The organism is Nonomuraea sp. NPDC004186 (assembly GCF_053603495.1).
This window is the reverse complement of record NZ_JBSGFQ010000143.1, coordinates 1-16,288: the sequence shown is the minus strand read 5'-3', so window position 1 is coordinate 16,288 and position 16,288 is coordinate 1. Positions and strand designations below refer to the sequence as shown.

Sequence of the window (16,288 nt, the reverse complement as noted above, 5' to 3'; positions counted from 1 at the left end):
GGGGGTTCGACTTGGTCCCTGGTTACCGTGAAGTTCGCCAGCTCGGCGCGGGCCGTACCGGCCGCGTGTTCCTCGCCACCTACCAGCAGACCGGCGCCTACGTGGCGATCAAGTACCTGAACGCCACCCTGCGCAGGGACGCCGAGTTCATGGACCGCTTCCGGTCGGACACCCACGAGCTCGTCGAGATCGACGACCCCAACGTGGTCCGGCTCTACGAGTACGTCGAGACCCCCACCAGAGCGGCCGTCGTCATGGAGCTGGTGGACGGCGTGTCATTGCGTACGCTGCTGGACGAGCACCGCGGGATCAGCCCGGAGGCGGCCCTCACCGTGCTGAAGAGCACGCTGCTGGCCCTGGCCGCCGCGCACGAGCGAGGGGTGCCGCACCGCGACGTCAAGCCGGACAACATCCTGGTCCAGGCCGACGGCACCAGCAAGCTGGCCGACTTCGGCGTGGTCGTGCACGCGGAGGAGCCGGGCGTGCCCGCGGGCAGCCCCGAGTACATGTCGCCCGAGCTGTGGACGCAGGACCGGGCGGGGCCGCCGGCGGACGTGTACGCGGCGGCGTGCGTGCTGTTCGAGGCGGTCAGGGGGCGTCCGCCGTACCGGGCCGTCAAGGAGGGCGAGGACGGGGCGCTGGACGTCCCGGCCGTGCGGGACAAGCACCTGGTGGAGCCGGTGCCGCTGGAGGTCGCGCCCGACTCGCTGCGCGACCTGCTCAGGCGCGGGATGGCCAAGGACCCGGCGACCAGGTACGCCTCGGCCCGGCAGTTCGCGGCGGAGCTGGAGGAGGACGCGGTCGCCGGGTACGGCCCGGACTGGGAGAAGCGCGGGCGGCGGCATCTGGGCGAGCTGGCCACGCTGCTGGCCCTGCGCTTCCCGTTGGCCAGGACCGAGCGGGCCTCCGGAGTCACGACCACCCTCCGGGACCGGGTGCTGCGGATGCCCCGGCTGCCGCCGTACCTGTGGGTGGCGGGGGCGACGGTGGCCGCCGTGGCGATCTCGCTCCTGATGTCGGGCGGGCGCATGCCTCCCGGGCCCGGCACGATCCTGATGCCGCCGCCCAAGACGGCACAGACCGAGCCGGAGCCGGCGCCCGTGGACGCGGCCACGCCCACCCGGACCCGGACCTCCGCGGCTCCCCGGCGCAGCACGCCCGCGCGCACGGTCTCCCCTCCTCCCAGCCCTCCTCCCAGCCTTCCTCCGACGGTGCGGCAGGGCGGGACCTCGGTGCCGCGTCCGACCGCGGTGCGGGCCGCCGGCATCGTGGGGTGGAGCGGCACGGCGGGGGCGATCACGGTCTCGGCGGACGGCCCGGGGCCCGTACGGTTGCGGATCTCGTACACGCGGCGGGAGGGGGAGGGCGGGGCGGCCCGGACGGTGCGGCAGGAGACGCGGACCTTACGGGGGAGCACGGCTTACACCAGTGCCATCACGCACGATCCTGGAGGCGTTTCCTGCGGGAAGCGGGCGTATGTCGGGATCGTGGTGATGACGGAGCCGGCGGCGGGGAACGGGCCGCAGGTGAGCGAGGTCGCCGTCGACGGTCCCGCCTGCCCCACGCCTACGCCGACTCCCCACCCGCCCACACCTACGCCTACGCCGAGCGAGGAGCACAGCAGGACGGCCGTCGGGACGCCTACGCCGTCGGAGGAATCCTTCGCCCGATCGTCGGACGAGCCCACCGGCCGGCCCTCCGAGGAGCCCATGATGCTCCTCTCGACGCCCGAGGAGGAGCCACCCTTTTAGCGGCTGAGTGGGGGCCTTGTGGGGCAACCAAGCGTGCGCTAGCTTGGCAAGCGATGAGCGGTGACACCTCTGCGTACTGGGCCGCCTGCAGGCGCGGCGAGCTGGTCGTCCAGCGCTGTACGTCCTGCGACCGCCGCGTCCACCTCCCCGAGGCCGCCTGCCCCTGGTGCGGTGGCGGGGAGCTCGTCTTCGAGCCGGTCGAGGGCGAGGGCGTCGTGCACACCTTCACCGTCGTGCATCGCTCGTTCGCCCCCGCCTACCGGGGCCGGGAGCCGTACGTGATGGCCTGGGTGGACCTGCCGGCCGGCGTGCGGGCGTTCGGGCACGTGGTGGGGTGCGCCCCCGGCGAGGTACGGGTCGGCATGCCGGTACGCGTGACGTTCATCGACGAACTCCCCCATTGGAGGCCCGCGTGAAGCTCGGCAACGTGCTCATCCCCGTCGCGAACCTGGACGAGGCGATCGCCTTCTACGGGCTGCCGGTGAAGTTCAGGGACGGTGACAGGTTCGCGGCGCTCGACGGCGGCGGGGTCACCGTGGCGCTGGCCGGGCCCGCGGAGCACGTCACGACCTCGGTCGCGCCGTCGTACAAGGTGGACGACGTGGCGGACGCCGTGCGGGAGCTGACGGAACGCGGCGGCGAGGTGGTGCGGGAGCCCGAGAAGGGGCCGCACGAGATCCGGGCGGTGCTGCGCGACCCCTCAGGAAACGTCTTCGTGCTCTATCAGCCCCTCTGACTGGAGGCCTCCCCCATGGCGCGATCACCTTACGGCAACTACGGCCACGCGATCCTGACCGCCGGAGCGCTGCGCACGCCCGACCAGGTCGCGCTCACGTACTGCGGCGAGCAGAGCTTCACCTACGACCAGCTCAACAGGAACGTCAACCGCCGCGCCCACGCCCTCCTGGAGAAGGGGGTCGGGCCGGGCCGGCGGGTGGCAGCGCTGCTCAACGAGACGCTGCGGGTGGCCGAGGTCTACCTCGCGCAGGCCAAGATCGGGGCGGTGACGGCGGCGCTGAACCCGTACTGGCCGGTGGAGACGCTGCGTGACGTGGTGGCGGCCTCGGGGTGCACGGCGTTCGTGTACGACGCGACGGTCGAGGGTGTGGTCGCGCAGATCAGGGACTCGCTGCCCGGCGTGACCACGTGGATCGACGTGCGGGAGCTCGAAGGCGCCTCCGACGAGGAGCCGCCGATCAGCGGCTGGTACGACGACCCGCTGGCCCTCTACTACACCTCGGGCACGACGGGATTGCCGAAGGCGGTCGTGCACACGCACGCGTCGTCGCTGGCCACGGCGCAGATCTGGCTGGACGTGCCGCGCGGCCCCGACTCGGTGTTCGGGACGGGCGCGATCATCTGGGGCATCGGCTTCCCGGCCATCGTCGGGCCCGCCCTGTACGCCGGGATGCGGCTGGTGCTGGAGCAGGACTGGGGCCCGGCGAACTTCCTGCGCGTCGTCCCCCGCGAACGGGTCACGCATCTCTCGCAGATCCCCTCGTTCTACGCGGCGCTGCTCGCGTCCCCCGAGCACGAGGACGTGGACCTGTCGTCCATCCAGGTGATCATGCTGGGCGGCGAGCCGCTGACCGCGACCATGCTCGAACGGATCAAGGCCAGGCTGCCGCAGGTGGGCGTGTACTCCTACTACGGCCAGACCGAGGCCCCGTACACGTGCATGGGCCGGGTGGACGACGGCACGATCCCGCTCGGCTCCTCCGGCCGTCCCCGCACCGGCAACGCGGTGCGCATCACGGACCCGAACGGCGAGCGCGTGGTCGGCGAGGTGGGCGAGATCAACCTGGCCGGACCGCACCGGATGACCGGCTACGACGGCCTGCCCGAGCGGACGGCCGAGGTGCTGCGCGGCGAGTGGTACGTCGGCGGCGACCTCGGCACGCTCTCCCCCGACGGCGTGCTGCGCGTGCTGGGCAGGCGGGAGGACTCGATACTCAAGGGCGGCGTCTGGACGCAGCCGGTCGTGATCGAGGAGGCGGTCTCAGCACTGGACGGCGTGGCCGAGGCCGGCGCGGTGGGCGTGCCCGAGGGGGCCTCCGAGCAGGAGGTCCTGCTGGCGGTCGTGCCGCGGGCGGGGCACACGCTGGACGCGTCCAAGCTGGCGCTCGCGCTGGCCGACACCCTGCCGGCCCATCAACGGCCCGACCACATCGTGGTGGCCGACGCGCTGCCGCACTCGCAGGACGCCTCCGGCGGCCCCGGCAAGCTGCTGCGCGGGAAGATCCGCGAGCTGCTCGGGTGAGCGCGTACGAGCACGAGGTCAAGGCGCTGCTCAGCGCGGCCGGGGTGCCGGTGCCGCGCGGGATGGTGGTGCACGACCTGGACTTCGACCGGGCCGGGGAGCTGGCCGAGCCGCTGGTGCTGAAGGCGTTCGGCCCGGGACTGGTGCACAAGTCGGACGTCGGCGCCGTCGCGCTGGGGCTCTCCAGGGAGGGCCTCGCTGCGGCGGCGGCTGGCATGCGGGCCAGGCTGGAGGTCGCGGGCTTCCTCGTCGAGGAGCAGGCCGAGGCCGGCGTGGAGCTGATCGTGGGCCTGGTGCGGGACCCCGGGTTCGGGCCGGTGCTCCTCGCCGGGCTGGGCGGGGTGTGGACGGAGGCGCTGCGCGACACGGCGCTGCGGCTCTGCCCGATCTCGGAGGAGGACGCGCGGCGCATGCTGGCGTCGCTGCGCGGGTCCTCCGTCCTGTACGGGAGCCGCGGCGGCCCGCCGGTGGACGTGGACGCGGTGGTCAAGCTGCTCATGACGGTCGGCGGCCCGGGTGGGCTGTGGGAACGGCTCGAACTGGGCGAGTTCGAGCTGAACCCGGTGATCGCCGGCCCTTCCGGGGTGATCGCGGTCGACGCCCGCTACCTGCCTTCCCCGGGACCCGTGGCGGGCGCGTCCCGCGCGGCGACGGACTTCCTGCCGCTCTTCGAGCCCAAGGCCGTGGCCGTCGTCGGGGCCTCCACGACCAGGCCGAACTTCGGGAACATGTTCCTCGGCTTCTACCGCGCCGCGGGCGTCCCGCTGGTGGCCGTGCATCCCACCGCGGCCGAGGTGGCGGGGGTGCCGGCCGTGCCGTCCCTCGCCGAGGCGGACGTGGACTACGCCCTCGTGGCCGTGCCCGCCGAACGCTGCGCCGACGTGCTGCGGGAGGCGCGCGGGGTGCCGTTCGTGCAGGTGATGAGCGGCGGGTTCGCCGAGGCCGGCCGGCCGGACCTGGAGGAGGGGCTGGTCGAGGCGGCGCGGGCGGCGGGCACGCGGCTGCTGGGGCCCAACTGCATGGGCGTGTACAGCCCTCGGGGACGGCAGACGTTCGTCGGGGGCGGGCTCGGGCCCGCCGGGACGGTGGCGCTGATCTCGCAGAGCGGCGGGCTCGCGGGCGAGGTGATCAAGGTCGGGGAGCGGCGCGGGCTGGCGTTCAGCCGGGTCGTCACCGTGGGGAACTCGGCCGACGTGACCCCCGCCGAGCTGCTGCGCTGGCTCGCCCGGGACGAGGAGACGCGGGCCGTCGGGCTGTACCTGGAGGACCCGCGTGACGGGCGCGAGCTGTTCGAGGCGCTGCGCGCCGCGGAGCTGCCGGTGGTGCTGCTGGTCGGCGGGCGGAGCGGGCAGGGGCAGGAGGCGGCCGCGTCCCACACGGGCGGCATGGTGAGCGACCGGCGGGTGTGGGAGGCGGTGGCCGAGCAGGCGGGGGCGGTGCTGGTCGCCGGCCAGGACGATCTGATCGGGGTGCTGGCGTACTTCCAGGCGCACGGCTCGCGCTCAGGCGCCGCCTCCGGCGGCGTGCTGGTCGTGGGGCCGAGCGGGGGCGCGAGCGTGCTGGCGGCGGACGCGTTCGACCTGGCGGGGGTACGGCTGGACCCGCTGCCCCCGGCCGCGCTGGAGGCGCTGCGCGGGCTCGGGGTGGTGACCTCCGGCAACCCGCTCGAAGTGCCGGTCGGGCCCCTGGGCCGGGCCGGGCTCGTGCCCGAGGTGGTCTCCGCGCTGCTGCGGTGCAGGCCGTACGGCGACGTGGTCCTGCACGTGAACGTCCAGGCGTTCTTCACGTACGGGGACGCGGCGGAGCCCCTGTACGCCTACACGCGGGCCGTGGCGCAGGCGCAGGCCGCGCTGCCGGGCACCAGGATCACCCTCGTCACCAGGAACGGCGAGTGCGCGCCCCCGGGGGTCGAGGACGAAGTGAGGCGGATCGCGGCGGAGGCGGGGATCCCCGTCTACCGCTCCATGGAGGCGGCGGCGGTGGCCGTTGCGGCTGGAGGGCGTCATGGGGTTGCTTGAGGGCAAGGTCGCGTTGATCACCGGTGGCGCTCGCGGGATGGGGGCGGCGCACGTGCGGCTGTTCCTTGAGGAAGGGGCGCGGGTGGTGTTCGGTGACGTGCTGGACGAGGAGGGGAAGGCGCTGGCCGAGGAGACGGGGGCCGCGTTCGTCCATCACGACGTGACGAGCGTCGAGGACTGGGATCGGGCGGTGGCGACGGCCACCGAGCTGCACGGCCGGCTGGACGTGCTGGTCAACAACGCCGGGATCCTGAAATTTCGGCGCATCAGCGATATGTCACCCGAGGACTTCGACCGGGTGATCGGCGTCAACCTCAAGGGCACCTGGCTCGGGATCAAGTCGGCGATCGACCCCATGAAGGCGGCCGGGCGGGGCGCCATCGTGAACATCTCCTCGATCGAGGGCTACGTCGGAGCCGAGGGGCTGTCGGCGTACTCGGCGTCGAAGTTCGGGGTGCGCGGGCTGACCAAGTCGGCGGCGCGAGAGCTGGCCCGGTTCAAGATCCGGGTGAACTCGGTGCATCCCGGCGCGATCAACACCTCGATGGCGATGGACCCCGACATGATGAACGAGGTCGACGCCGACGCCTTCGTGAAGTCCATGGTCATCAAGCGCTTCGCCAAGCCGGTGGAGGTGTCCCACGTGGTGGCCTTCCTGGCCTCGGATCGGGCCAGCTACTGCACGGGCAGCGAGTTCACGGTGGACGGCGGGCTGCTCACGGGCGCGGGGTACTGACTCGGGGCAAGGCTCTCACCTGGTACGAGGTAGATCTTTTTGGATTAAACCTCCTTAGCTTGGACATTTCTGGCAACATCTTTGACCAGCGGGTTCTTGGTCTAGGAAAGCTTGAACGTCACTTGGTGCTGGCTTGACCTGCCGAGACGGCACGGTAGCCTCGCTCATCACGGAAGACGACAAGCCTCCGGTTTTGTCCCAGTAGTCACAGGGTGTCCCTTTACCCGGGATCTATGCGGACAAACCGGCTTGCCCGGAAGGTGTCCCCATACTTCCATGACGCCAGAGATGCAGAAGTACATCGAGTTGCTGGAGAGCCAGCTCGGGTATGCCGAGAAATCAGGGGCGTACACCAAGTTCGGCAACTGGTACGGCAAGAACGTCGAGTTCGACGCCGACTACAGCGCTGCCCCATGGTGCGACATGTACCTCTCGTGGGCCGCGCACAAGCTCGGGTACGAGGACTGGATCGGGCAGTTCGCGTGGACCGTGTCGCACGCGGAGTGGTTCAAGGAGCAGGGGGCGTGGGGCCACAAGCCCAAGCCCGGGGCGTTCGTCTTCTACGACTGGAGCGGCTCGAACAGCATCGACAACATCGACCACGTCGGCATCGTGACGAGGGTCGAGGGTGACACGATCTTCACCATCGAGGGCAACATCGACGGCGGCGTCGCCAAGCGCAAGGAACGTGACACAAGCAAGGTCGTCGGGTACGGCTACCCGGAGCGCATCAAGTCCCGCCTGGACGAGGAGGCGGCCCGGCAGCAGCGCGAGGCGCAGAAGAAGGCCGAGGAGCAGGCCGCCCTGCAGCCGGGGCCGGGCACCGACGTCGGTGCGCTCCAGCAGCTCTCCGGGAACGAGCTGCTCACCTCCCTGATCCCCCACAGCGAGGTCCAGGAGCCCGCCCGGGCCCCTGAGACCGGAAGCTCCCCCGCGAAGAAGGAGCCTCAGGCCGCTCCCACGCCCGCTTCCCCCAAGGTCGCCACCGGCCCCGCCTCGGACGGCACGACCGCCGAGAGCCCCAAGCAGCCGAAGAAGGCCAAGCACGCCAAGCCGGCGACGGCCGACACCACGGCGGCGACCGCCGAACCGATCCCCACGCACGCGGACGCCTCGGCCACCGGCCCGATGCCGGCCATCTCCTCGCCGACGCTGGTCGGCTCCGCCCTGGTGGCGGCCCTGGCCCTGCTCGCCGTGGCCAAGACCCGCCGCCTGCGGGCCGCCCCGGTCACCGCTGGGGCCACGACGCATAGTCCCGCTGCCAACCGCCGCCGTCGCCGCCGCAAGCTCGAGGTCGAGCCGGTCCGTACGAGCCGCCGAACGGCCGCACTCCAGCCGACCGCGCCCCTGGACCCTGTCACGGCCACAGCCGCCCTGGACGCAGCCGCCCTGGAAGCCTTCCAGCCCGCTGCAGCCCTGGACACCGCCGCACTGGCCCCCGCGGCCCGGGACGCCCTCCAGCCGGTTACGGCCCTGGAAGCCGTCCAGCCCGCCGCCCGGGCCACCGGACGCCGGAGGCGCCCGCTCGACACGCGTCCCTTCGACCTCGCCACGGACGCCGACCCCTTCGACGCCTTCTTCGCCTCCCGGCCGGCCGAGCCCGCCCGGAGCGGGCCGGTCGAGATCCTGGTGGACACCGGACCGCTGGAGCGCTTCGTGGACACCGGGCCGTTCGAGCGCATCGTCATCCCCCAGGCGACCAGCGCGTTCGACGCCTTCAGCCCGACCGACGGCAGGGGCGACGACGTCCTCGACATCGGCGCCACGTACCAGGGACGTCGCCGCCGCCTCGGGCGCCCCTCCGACGAGCCCGGGACGGCCGACCTCCCGCTGCGCGGCCGCCGGCACCGCCGTCCGGCGCCCACCCAGGGCATGCACATCGGCGGCGCGCAGCCGTTCGCGCAGGACGCCCCGCTGGCGGGCCGCCGCCACGCCTCCGCCGGGTCCCCGCAGCCGCACCGGCGGGAGGACGAGCGCCAGCTGGTCGGCGCGGGCGGCACCGGCAGGGGCGCCTCCAGCCACCCGGCCAGGAGCGCCCCGAGCCAGCCCGGCCGGAGCGCCCCCGGCCAGCCCGGCCGGAGCACGTCCGGTCAGCCCCGGAGGCGGGGCCGCCACCGCGCGTGAGCGACCCTCACGAGGCGGCCCTTACGGGGGCGACCCTCACGAGGCGGCCCCCACCCCGTAGTCGGCGGCGAAGGCGGCCAGCCGGGACACCGCGTCCCGGCTGCGGCTCCAGGGCCGTACGATCAGCCGCTCCACGCCCAGCGCCGCCCAGGCGGGCACCTCGTCGGGCGAGGCCAGCGCGTACGCGTGCGCGGTCACCGGCACCCCCGCCCCCAGCCGGTCGAGCTGCGGCTTGATGGACTCGAGGGTGTGCGGCATGCTGATCCATCCGTCGCACAGCCCGGCGGCCCGGCGCAGCGCGGCGGCCGACTCCCCGCCCGCGAGCACCGGCAGCCGCCGCTGCACCGGCTTGGGCTCGAACGCGACCTCGGGGAACGAGTAGAACCTCCCGGAATGGGTGACCACCGGCTCGCTCCAGAGCCGCCTGACCACCTCGATCGCCTCGTCCAGCCGGGCTCCCCGGGTGCGGAACTCGACGCCGGCCGCCTCCCACTCGCCCCGGTACCAGCCGGCGCCGACCCCGCAGATCGCCCGCCCCGACGAGACCACGTCCAGGGTGGCGAACGCGCGGGCGGACACGAAGGGGTGGCGCAGCGCGAGGAGCTGCACCGCCGTACCGAGCCGGACGCGGGAGGTCAAGGCGGCGAGCCAGCACAGGTACGCGGGCGCGTCGAACAGCGGCGTGCCGGGCTTGATCCCCGGGTCGGACGTGCCCGGGTAATGGGCGAGCGACAGGTCGGTGGCGAAGACGAGGTGCTCGGGCAGCCACACCGACTCGAACCCCAGCTCGTCCGCCGCCACCGCCACGTCCTTCCACGCGTCCGGATGCACCAGTCCGAGCGGCACTCCGAACTTCATGGCCACCTCCGCAGGTCGCCGCCCAGGAGGGCGGTTCGGACGCGTTCCCGGTGCGCCGCCGTGGTGCCGTACGCGGCCGACAGCGACCAGGCCCGCGCGAGCCAGAACCGCAGGTCCAGCTCCTCGGTGTAGCCGATCGCGCCGTGCACCTGCAGCGCCACCCGGGCCGCCAGCACGGCGGCCTCACCGGCGGCGGCCTTGGCGGCGCTCACATCCCGGTCGGCGGCCCCTCCGGCCCGATCCACGATCCCGACATCCCGATCGGCGGTCCCACCGGCCCCGTCCACGGTTCCGTCAGCCCGGTCCACGCTCTCGGCCATCCGGTCCACCGACAGGGCCGCCCGGTGCACCAGCGGCGCGGCGAACTCCACCGCCACGGCCGCGTCCGCGAGCTGGTGCTTGACCGCCTGGAACGACCCGATCGCCGCACCGAACTGCGTCCGCACCCGCGCGTACGCGACGGTGGCCGCGAGCAGCTCCCTGGCGACCCCGATGAGCTGCGCCGCCGTCGCCACCGCGGCCCGCCGCAGCACCCGCTCGACCGGGCCGCCCAGTTCCTCGGACTCGTCGAAGGCCACCTCGAACGCGGGACGGCACGGGTCCACCCCGGTCCTGGGCACCAGGCGTACCGACTCCCTGGCGACCAGGCGCCACCCGCCGTCCCCCGCCACCAGCAGCAGATCGGCCAGGTCGGCGTCCGGCGCGTACGCCTGCCCTGGCGGCAGCACGGCGACGCACAGCGCGCCGGAGGCCAGCTTGGGGTTGTCCGGCAGCAGGTACGGCGCCACCACGGCGGTCTCGACGACCGGCCCAGGAAGGCACGCCCGCCCGGTCTCCTCCAGCGCGGGCAGGACGTCGGCCAGCCCGAGCCCCAGCCCGTCGGACTCGGGAGGCGCCAGCAGGCCGAAGAACCCCAGCGCGGCCAGCTGCTCCCAGGCCGGCCGCCGCTCGGACCGCAGCGCGGCCGGTGGGCAGTGCGCCCGCAGCACGTCCCGCACAGTGGCGGCCAGCGCGAGCTGCTCGTCCGTGAATCCGAAGTTCATCGTGGCAGCCCCAGGACCCGTTCGGCGATGATGTTGCGCTGGATCTCGTTCGTGCCCGCGTAGATGGGCCCGGCCAGCGAGAACAGGAACCCGTCCAGCCAGCCCTCCTCCCCCGCCCGGTCCCCGAGCAGTTCCATGGCCAGGGCGTGCATGCGCAGGTCCAGCTCGGACCAGAAGACCTTCCCCATGCTGGACGCGGAGCCGATCTCCTCCCCCGCCATGAGCCGCCGCGCCGTCGCGAACGTGTGCAGCCGGTACGCCTCCGCCTCGGTCCAGCACCTGGCGGCCCGGTCGGCCGCCACGGGGTCGCCCGAGGAGCGGGCCAGCGCGACCAGCCGGTCGGCCGTGGCCAGGAAGCGGCCGGGGCTGCGCAGGGTGAGGCCGCGTTCGGAGGACGTGGTGGCCATCGCGACCCGCCAGCCCTTGCCGACCTCGCCGAGCACCATCGAATCAGGCGTGAACACCCCGTCGAAGTGCAGCTCCGCGAACCCCGGCAGCCCGTCGAGCTGCGCGATCGGCCGCACGGCGACGTCGGAGAGGGGGAAGAGGAAGTACGTCAGCCCCTTGTGCCGCGTCCCCGACGTGCGGAACAGGCCGAACCCGTGCGTGGCGTAGGCGGCCCGCGAGCTCCACGTCTTGTGCCCGTACAGGCGCCAGCCGCCGGGCACGGGCTCGGCGCGCGAGGTGAGGGCCGCCAGGTCGCTGCCCGCCTCCGGCTCCGACCAGGCCTGCGCCCACACGTCGTCGCCTCTGGCCATCCTCGGCAGCCACCGCCTGCGCTGCTCGGGCGCGCCGAAGCGCATCAGCGAGGGGCCCAGCAGGAAGATGCCGTTCTGGGTGACCCGGGCGGGGGCTCCGGCGGCCCAGTACTCCTCCTCGAAGATCAGCCATTTGATCAGGGAGGCGCCGCGCCCGCCGTACTCCTCGGGCCAGGAGACGACGGACAGCCGCGCGTCCGCCAGCAGCGCCTCCCAGGCGCGGTGCGCGGCGAAGCCCTCGGGGGTGTCCATGGACGGCAGCGGTCCCGGCACGTGCGCGCGCAGCCAGTCGCGAACCTCGGCGCGGAAGCCCTGCTCGGCCGGGGAGAAGTCGAGATCCACATAACCAACCTAGCGCACGCTTGGTAACCCGAACAGCGGTTTGCGGACATAGTCTGTTGGCCATGCAGGGGCTGCTGCTGAAGCTGTCCACGCTCGACGCCGACGCGGAGAGCGCGGTGCGGGTGATCGCCTACTTCGACTCGCTGCTTCGCGACCACGTGAGCGTGCCCACGCTGCTCTCGGCCACGGCGCGGCTGGCGCAATGCCCGGTCGGGCTGCTCGACGCGGCCACCGGCCGCCGCACCCGCACGTCGCCACGCGGCGCCGTGGACACGCCCGCCGAGGCGCCGGCCCAGGTCAGGGAGCTGAGCGACGGGCTCGGGGCGGTCTGGATGGAGCGCGAGGGGCCGGCGCACGGGCTCGACGAGATCGTCCTCGAACGGTACGCGGTGGCGGCCGAGGTCACCCTGGAACGCGCGGCCGCGCTGGCGCGGTCGGGGCAGGACCCGGCGCTGGTGGAGCTGGTGCTGTCGGCCGAGACCGGCGAGGCCGAACGCGCCCGTGCCCTGCGCCTGCTCGGCTTCGCCCCCTCCACCCCGCTCCAGGCGCTGGCGATCGCCCTGCCGGACCGGGGGCCGGACCGGGGGCCGGACCGGGGGCCGGACCGGGGGCCGGACCGGGAACTCGCCGCCGGCCTGCGCGCCATGGGCCACCAGGTGCGCGCCACCAGGATCGGTGACACGGAAGCGGTCCTGGTGGCGACCACCCTGCCCCGCGACCTTCCCGAGGGGTCGCGGGTGGGCATCGGGCCCGAGCTGCCCGGCGCGCGGGCGGCCGAGTCATGGGCCGGCGCGCGGACGGCGCTCCGCTTCACCGGCCCGCACGATCGCGTGATGCGCTGGTCCGAGCTGGGGGCCCTGGCGCTGTTCGCCGACCTGCCGGAGCCGGCGGTCGCGGGGCTGGCCGACGTCCGGGCGATGGAGCGGCTCGGCGAGGAGTCCCTGGCGGCGGTGCGGGCGCTGTGCCTGGCGGGCTCGGTCCGCGGCGCGGCCGCCACCGTGCACCTGCACCACAGCTCGATGGCCGCGCGCATCGCCAGGGCCGAGTCCGTGCTGGGCTTCTCGCTCGCCGACGCGGCCGGCCGCCTGCGCGCCCACCTGGCCCTCGCCCTGGTACGGCTGCGCGCCAACCTCAGACCGCGAACGCCCGCCTGAGCGCCGCCAGCCGGGCCGCCCGCGCCCGCTTGGACAGCTCGGCGTCCGGGACCATCCCGTCGAACCCGTGGAAGGCCCCCGGGTAGAGGTGGAGCTCCGTGGACACGCCCGCCTGCGACAGCCGCAGCGCGTAGTCGACGTCCTCGTCCCTGAACACCTCCAGCTCACCGACGTCGATGAACGCCGGCGGCAGCCCGGCCAGGTCCGTGGCCCGGGCGGGAGCCGCGTACGGGGGCACGTCGTCGGTGCCGATCCGGTCGCCCAGCAGGGCGGTCCAGCCGAAGAGGTTCGCGCTGCGGTCCCAGACCACCGCCTCGGTGAACTCGTGGCTGGACGGGGTGATGTTGCGGTCGTCCAGCATCGGGCAGACCAGCAGCTGGAACGCCACGTCGGGGCCGCCCCGGTCGCGGGCCAGCAGCACGGTGGCGGCGGCGAGCCCGCCGCCCGCGCTGGCGCCGCCGACCGCGATCCTGGCCGGGTCGATGCCCAGCTCGCCCGCCGCCTTGGCGGTCCACACCAGCCCGGCGTAGCAGTCCTCGACCGGCGCGGGATGGGGGTTCTCGGGCGCCAGCCGGTAGTCGACGGAGACCGCCACGCACCCGAGCTCCTCGACGTAGCCGATCATCATCGCCTCGTCGATCTCGGGCGTGCCGATGATCATCCCTCCGCCGTGGATCCAGTACAGACCCGGCCGCCCCTCACCGCCGCCCGCCGGGCGGTAGATCCGTACCCGGACGTCGGGAGCGCCGTCGGGCCCCGGCACGTGCCGGTCCTCGATCACCACGTCGGTGTCGGCCGGCGGCGCGGCGGCGAGGAACGCGTTGATCTGCGCACGGTGCTCGGGCAGTTCCTCGGGCGTCAGGTTCGCCGTGTCGAACGTCGGGAACGGTGTCCGCTCGAGAAAGGCGCGGATCTCTGGGTCGAGGTTGGGGTGGAATGCCATCTGATATCCCTTCTATGGGGCCACTCCTCGATGGTCAGAGCCCGCGCCGTGGCAGACAACCGCCATCCGGCGGCGATTCCGCTCCTCAGTCCCGCCGTTCGGCGAGGACGTCGAGGACGCGCTCCGCGAGGGGCGCGGCGCTGGCCGGGTTCTGGCCGGTGGCGAGCCTGCCGTCCACGACGACCTGAGCCTGCCAGTTGGCGCCCGGCTCGTGCTCGGCGCCACGCTCCACCAGTTTGTCAGCCAGCAGGAACGGCACCACGTCGGCCACGCCGCGCAGCCGCTCCTCCTCGTTGGTGAAGGCCGCCACCCGCTTGCCCTCCACCAGGTACGAGCCGTCGGAGAGGGTCAGGTTCACCAGCGCGGACGGGCCGTGGCAGACCGCCGCGACCACGCCGCCCCGCTCGTACACCTCGCGCCCGACGCGGATGACGTCCGGGTCGTCGGGGAAGTCCCACATGGTGCCGTGGCCTCCGGCGTAGAGCACGGCGTCGTAACGGGAGGCGTCGACGTCCGCGAGGCGGTCGGTGTCGCGCTCCCCGATCGCGGCGAGGAAGGCCACCTGGGTCTGGTCGGCGGCGTCGAACCCGTCCTGGGGCGGCTGCCCGCCCCGCACGCTGGCGACGTCCACCTCGTAGCCGGCCTTGCGGAAAATCTCCCAGGGGTGGGCCGCCTCGGGCACGTAGTATCCGGTCCGCTCGACGCCGCCGAGGTCGTCATGGCTGGTCAGGGCGATGAGAATGCGCTTGTTCATGTCTCACATCGTCGCCCCGGCCCGCCATAAGTAACAAATAACGAAATATCGTCTTAGGTATCAGAATAGTGATATGTCGCCAATCTCGCTCGACCTGCTGCGGACGTTCCTCGCGGTGCACAGGACCGGCTCCATCACGGCCGCCGCGCAGACCCTCGGCCTGTCGCAGCCGGCCGTGACGGCGCAGGTCAAGACGCTGGAGTCGGTGCTGGACCGGCCGCTGTTCGACCGGCTGCCGCGCGGGGTGGCGCCCACGCCGGCCGCCGACGAGCTGGCCCGCCGGGTGGCCCCCTCGCTCGACTCCCTGGACGGGGTGGTGGAGTCGGAGCTGCCCTCGGACGCGGCCGTGCACCTGGGCGGGCCCGCCGAGTTCCTGTGCGAGGAGGTGATGCCGATGCTCGCCCCGCTGGTGCGCTCAGGGCTGCGGCTCCGCACGACGCTCGGGCTGTCCGACGACCTCCTGGCGGACCTCGCGGCCGGGCGCCTGGACCTGGTGATCTCCACGATCCGGCCCCGGGTGCGCGGCGTCCAGGCAGACCCCCTCTACGACGAGGAGTTCCTGCTGGTCGCCGCCCCGTCCCTGGGGCTCGCCGGGGTGGGGCCGAGGGAGCTGGCGGCGGTGCCGCTGGTGGCCTACGCCGAGGACCTGCCCATCGTGCGCCGCTACTGGCGCTCCGTGTTCGGCAGGCGGCCCGCGATGGCGGCGCAGGTCGTCATCCCCGACCTGCGCGGCGTGCTCAGCGCCGTCAGGGCCGGGATGGGCGTCTCCGTGCTGCCCGCCTACCTGTGCCGCCGCGACCTGGCGGCGGGCACGCTGGTCACGCTGGCCGAGCCCGACGAGGCCCCGATCAACACCGGCTACCTGGCCGTCCGCTCGGGCGCGCTGGCCAAGCCCGCGGTGGCCAGGGTACGCGCGCACCTCATCGAGGCGTTCCGCACCGCCCCCACGTACTAGGCGGACCCTGCTAGGCGGACCACGAGGCGAGCAGCCGCAGCGACTCCTCGTCGGCGCCGCCCGGCTCGGGGTGGAGCAGGCTCAGCCGCTGCCCCGACCCGCCCGGCAGGTCGAACGTCTCGTACCGCAGCGCCAGCTCACCCACCACCGGATGCGTGAAGCGCTTGACCCCGTTGGTGCGCTCCTTGACGACGCGGCCGGCCCAGAGGGTGCGGAACCGATGGCTGTGCACCGACAGCTCGCCGATCAGGGCGGTCAGCGCCGGGTCGTCGGCGTGGCGGCCGGTGGCCAGGCGGAGCTGCCCGACCGTGGCCCGGAGCACCTCCTCGCGGTCGGCGTACAGGTCGGGCTCGGCGAGGAAGTTGTACCTGGCCAGGTTGGCGCCGGGGCGGCAGAGGCCGGGGAAGAGCGCGTCGGCCAGCCGGTTCCAGGCGAGCAGGTCGAGGCGGTGGTCGAAGATCATGGCCGGGATGTCCGTCATGCGGTCGATGAGCTCCACCAGCTCCCGCCGCACCCCGCCGGACGGCCGCGGCCTGCGGGGCCGCGTGCGTCTCCAGCAGGCCCGCGTCCACCAGCGCCTCGGCCTGCCCGC

At 73.6% G+C, this 16,288-nt stretch carries 15 protein-coding genes; 9 read left to right on the top strand and 6 right to left on the bottom strand.

Going from position 1 to position 16,288, the window contains the following annotated elements; genetic code table 11:
- The first annotated feature begins 11 nt into the window (after positions 1 to 11).
- The 7 genes from ACWEPL_RS57050 to ACWEPL_RS57020 all read left to right on the top strand — a co-directional run bounded on the left by ACWEPL_RS57050 (position 12) and on the right by ACWEPL_RS57020 (position 8,889).
- Positions 12 to 1,751 (top strand): serine/threonine-protein kinase, encoded by a 1,740-nt coding sequence (locus ACWEPL_RS57050; protein WP_452441595.1) that lies wholly within the window; start codon positions 12 to 14, stop codon positions 1,749 to 1,751.
- A 53-nt stretch (positions 1,752 to 1,804) separates the two neighbouring features.
- On the top strand, positions 1,805 to 2,167 hold the full coding sequence (locus ACWEPL_RS57045; RefSeq protein ID WP_363984791.1) for a Zn-ribbon domain-containing OB-fold protein: 363 nt from the start codon (positions 1,805 to 1,807) through the stop codon (positions 2,165 to 2,167).
- Positions 2,164 to 2,487: a VOC family protein gene (locus ACWEPL_RS57040; protein WP_452441594.1), complete on the top strand. Its 324-nt coding sequence runs from the start codon at positions 2,164 to 2,166 to the stop codon at positions 2,485 to 2,487. The genes ACWEPL_RS57045 and ACWEPL_RS57040 overlap by 4 nt, the downstream gene beginning before the upstream one ends.
- Positions 2,488 to 2,502: 15 nt before the next feature.
- A complete protein-coding gene (locus ACWEPL_RS57035) occupies positions 2,503 to 4,011 on the top strand; it encodes a class I adenylate-forming enzyme family protein (protein WP_452441593.1) in 1,509 nt (502 codons plus the stop codon).
- The gene (locus tag ACWEPL_RS57030) at positions 4,008 to 6,029 is read left to right on the top strand and encodes an acetate--CoA ligase family protein (RefSeq protein ID WP_452441592.1); all 2,022 of its coding nucleotides are present in this window, start codon (positions 4,008 to 4,010) and stop codon (positions 6,027 to 6,029) included. The genes ACWEPL_RS57035 and ACWEPL_RS57030 overlap by 4 nt, the downstream gene beginning before the upstream one ends.
- On the top strand, positions 6,016 to 6,765 hold the full coding sequence (locus tag ACWEPL_RS57025) for a glucose 1-dehydrogenase (RefSeq protein ID WP_363984799.1): 750 nt from the start codon (positions 6,016 to 6,018) through the stop codon (positions 6,763 to 6,765). The genes ACWEPL_RS57030 and ACWEPL_RS57025 overlap by 14 nt, the downstream gene beginning before the upstream one ends.
- A 276-nt stretch (positions 6,766 to 7,041) precedes the next feature.
- Positions 7,042 to 8,889: a CHAP domain-containing protein gene (locus ACWEPL_RS57020; protein WP_452441591.1), complete on the top strand. Its 1,848-nt coding sequence runs from the start codon at positions 7,042 to 7,044 to the stop codon at positions 8,887 to 8,889.
- Between the two features lie 36 nt (positions 8,890 to 8,925).
- Here the strand turns inward: ACWEPL_RS57020 and ACWEPL_RS57015 are convergent, their stop codons facing one another.
- Genes ACWEPL_RS57015 through ACWEPL_RS57005 form a run of 3 tightly spaced genes read right to left on the bottom strand, consistent with a single transcriptional unit; the run spans position 8,926 to position 11,890 of the window.
- On the bottom strand, positions 8,926 to 9,747 hold the full coding sequence (locus ACWEPL_RS57015; protein WP_452441590.1) for a TIGR03619 family F420-dependent LLM class oxidoreductase: 822 nt from the start codon (positions 9,745 to 9,747) through the stop codon (positions 8,926 to 8,928).
- Positions 9,744 to 10,790 (bottom strand): acyl-CoA dehydrogenase family protein, encoded by a 1,047-nt coding sequence (locus ACWEPL_RS57010; protein ID WP_452441589.1) that lies wholly within the window; start codon positions 10,788 to 10,790, stop codon positions 9,744 to 9,746. Before ACWEPL_RS57010 ends, ACWEPL_RS57015 begins: the two co-directional genes overlap by 4 nt.
- Positions 10,787 to 11,890 carry an acyl-CoA dehydrogenase family protein gene (locus tag ACWEPL_RS57005; RefSeq protein WP_452441588.1) on the bottom strand — a complete coding sequence of 368 codons (1,104 nt, stop codon included), beginning with the start codon at positions 11,888 to 11,890 and terminating at the stop codon, positions 10,787 to 10,789. Before ACWEPL_RS57005 ends, ACWEPL_RS57010 begins: the two co-directional genes overlap by 4 nt.
- 62 nt (positions 11,891 to 11,952) lie before the next feature.
- On the opposite strand from ACWEPL_RS57005, the gene ACWEPL_RS57000 reads away from it, so the two are divergent.
- Positions 11,953 to 13,044: a helix-turn-helix domain-containing protein gene (locus tag ACWEPL_RS57000; protein ID WP_363984808.1), complete on the top strand. Its 1,092-nt coding sequence runs from the start codon at positions 11,953 to 11,955 to the stop codon at positions 13,042 to 13,044.
- Here the strand turns inward: ACWEPL_RS57000 and ACWEPL_RS56995 are convergent.
- Positions 13,022 to 13,987, bottom strand: a complete 966-nt coding sequence (locus tag ACWEPL_RS56995; RefSeq protein WP_452441587.1) for an alpha/beta hydrolase — start codon at positions 13,985 to 13,987, stop codon at positions 13,022 to 13,024. The two genes, ACWEPL_RS57000 and ACWEPL_RS56995, sit on opposite strands and share 23 nt — an antisense overlap.
- 85 nt (positions 13,988 to 14,072) lie before the next feature.
- Complete coding sequence (locus ACWEPL_RS56990) at positions 14,073 to 14,741, bottom strand: type 1 glutamine amidotransferase domain-containing protein (protein ID WP_452441586.1); 669 nt, start codon at positions 14,739 to 14,741, stop codon at positions 14,073 to 14,075.
- A 73-nt stretch (positions 14,742 to 14,814) separates the two neighbouring features.
- Between ACWEPL_RS56990 and ACWEPL_RS56985 the strand changes: the two genes are divergently transcribed.
- Entirely contained in the window at positions 14,815 to 15,696 is an 882-nt protein-coding gene (locus tag ACWEPL_RS56985; RefSeq protein ID WP_452441585.1) for a LysR family transcriptional regulator, read from the top strand.
- 10 nt (positions 15,697 to 15,706) lie between these two features.
- Here the strand turns inward: ACWEPL_RS56985 and ACWEPL_RS56980 are convergent, their stop codons facing one another.
- Entirely contained in the window at positions 15,707 to 16,210 is a 504-nt protein-coding gene (locus ACWEPL_RS56980) for an MmyB family transcriptional regulator (RefSeq protein WP_452441604.1), read from the bottom strand.
- Positions 16,211 to 16,288: the final 78 nt, after the last annotated feature.

What these genes read in the sequence shown, in the direction of transcription:
- ACWEPL_RS57010 (WP_452441589.1), bottom strand. Translation starts at nt 10,790, where the DNA reads ATGAACTTCGGATTCACGGACGAGCAGCTCGCGCTGGCCGCCACTGTG.
- ACWEPL_RS57025 (WP_363984799.1), top strand. Translation starts at nt 6,016, where the DNA reads ATGGGGTTGCTTGAGGGCAAGGTCGCGTTGATCACCGGTGGCGCTCGC.
- ACWEPL_RS57035 (WP_452441593.1), top strand. Translation starts at nt 2,503, where the DNA reads ATGGCGCGATCACCTTACGGCAACTACGGCCACGCGATCCTGACCGCC.
- ACWEPL_RS57045 (WP_363984791.1), top strand. Translation starts at nt 1,805, where the DNA reads ATGAGCGGTGACACCTCTGCGTACTGGGCCGCCTGCAGGCGCGGCGAG.
- ACWEPL_RS56995 (WP_452441587.1), bottom strand. Translation starts at nt 13,987, where the DNA reads ATGGCATTCCACCCCAACCTCGACCCAGAGATCCGCGCCTTTCTCGAG.
- ACWEPL_RS56990 (WP_452441586.1), bottom strand. Translation starts at nt 14,741, where the DNA reads ATGAACAAGCGCATTCTCATCGCCCTGACCAGCCATGACGACCTCGGC.
- ACWEPL_RS57015 (WP_452441590.1), bottom strand. Translation starts at nt 9,747, where the DNA reads ATGAAGTTCGGAGTGCCGCTCGGACTGGTGCATCCGGACGCGTGGAAG.
- ACWEPL_RS56985 (WP_452441585.1), top strand. Translation starts at nt 14,815, where the DNA reads ATGTCGCCAATCTCGCTCGACCTGCTGCGGACGTTCCTCGCGGTGCAC.
- ACWEPL_RS57000 (WP_363984808.1), top strand. Translation starts at nt 11,953, where the DNA reads ATGCAGGGGCTGCTGCTGAAGCTGTCCACGCTCGACGCCGACGCGGAG.
- ACWEPL_RS57020 (WP_452441591.1), top strand. Translation starts at nt 7,042, where the DNA reads ATGACGCCAGAGATGCAGAAGTACATCGAGTTGCTGGAGAGCCAGCTC.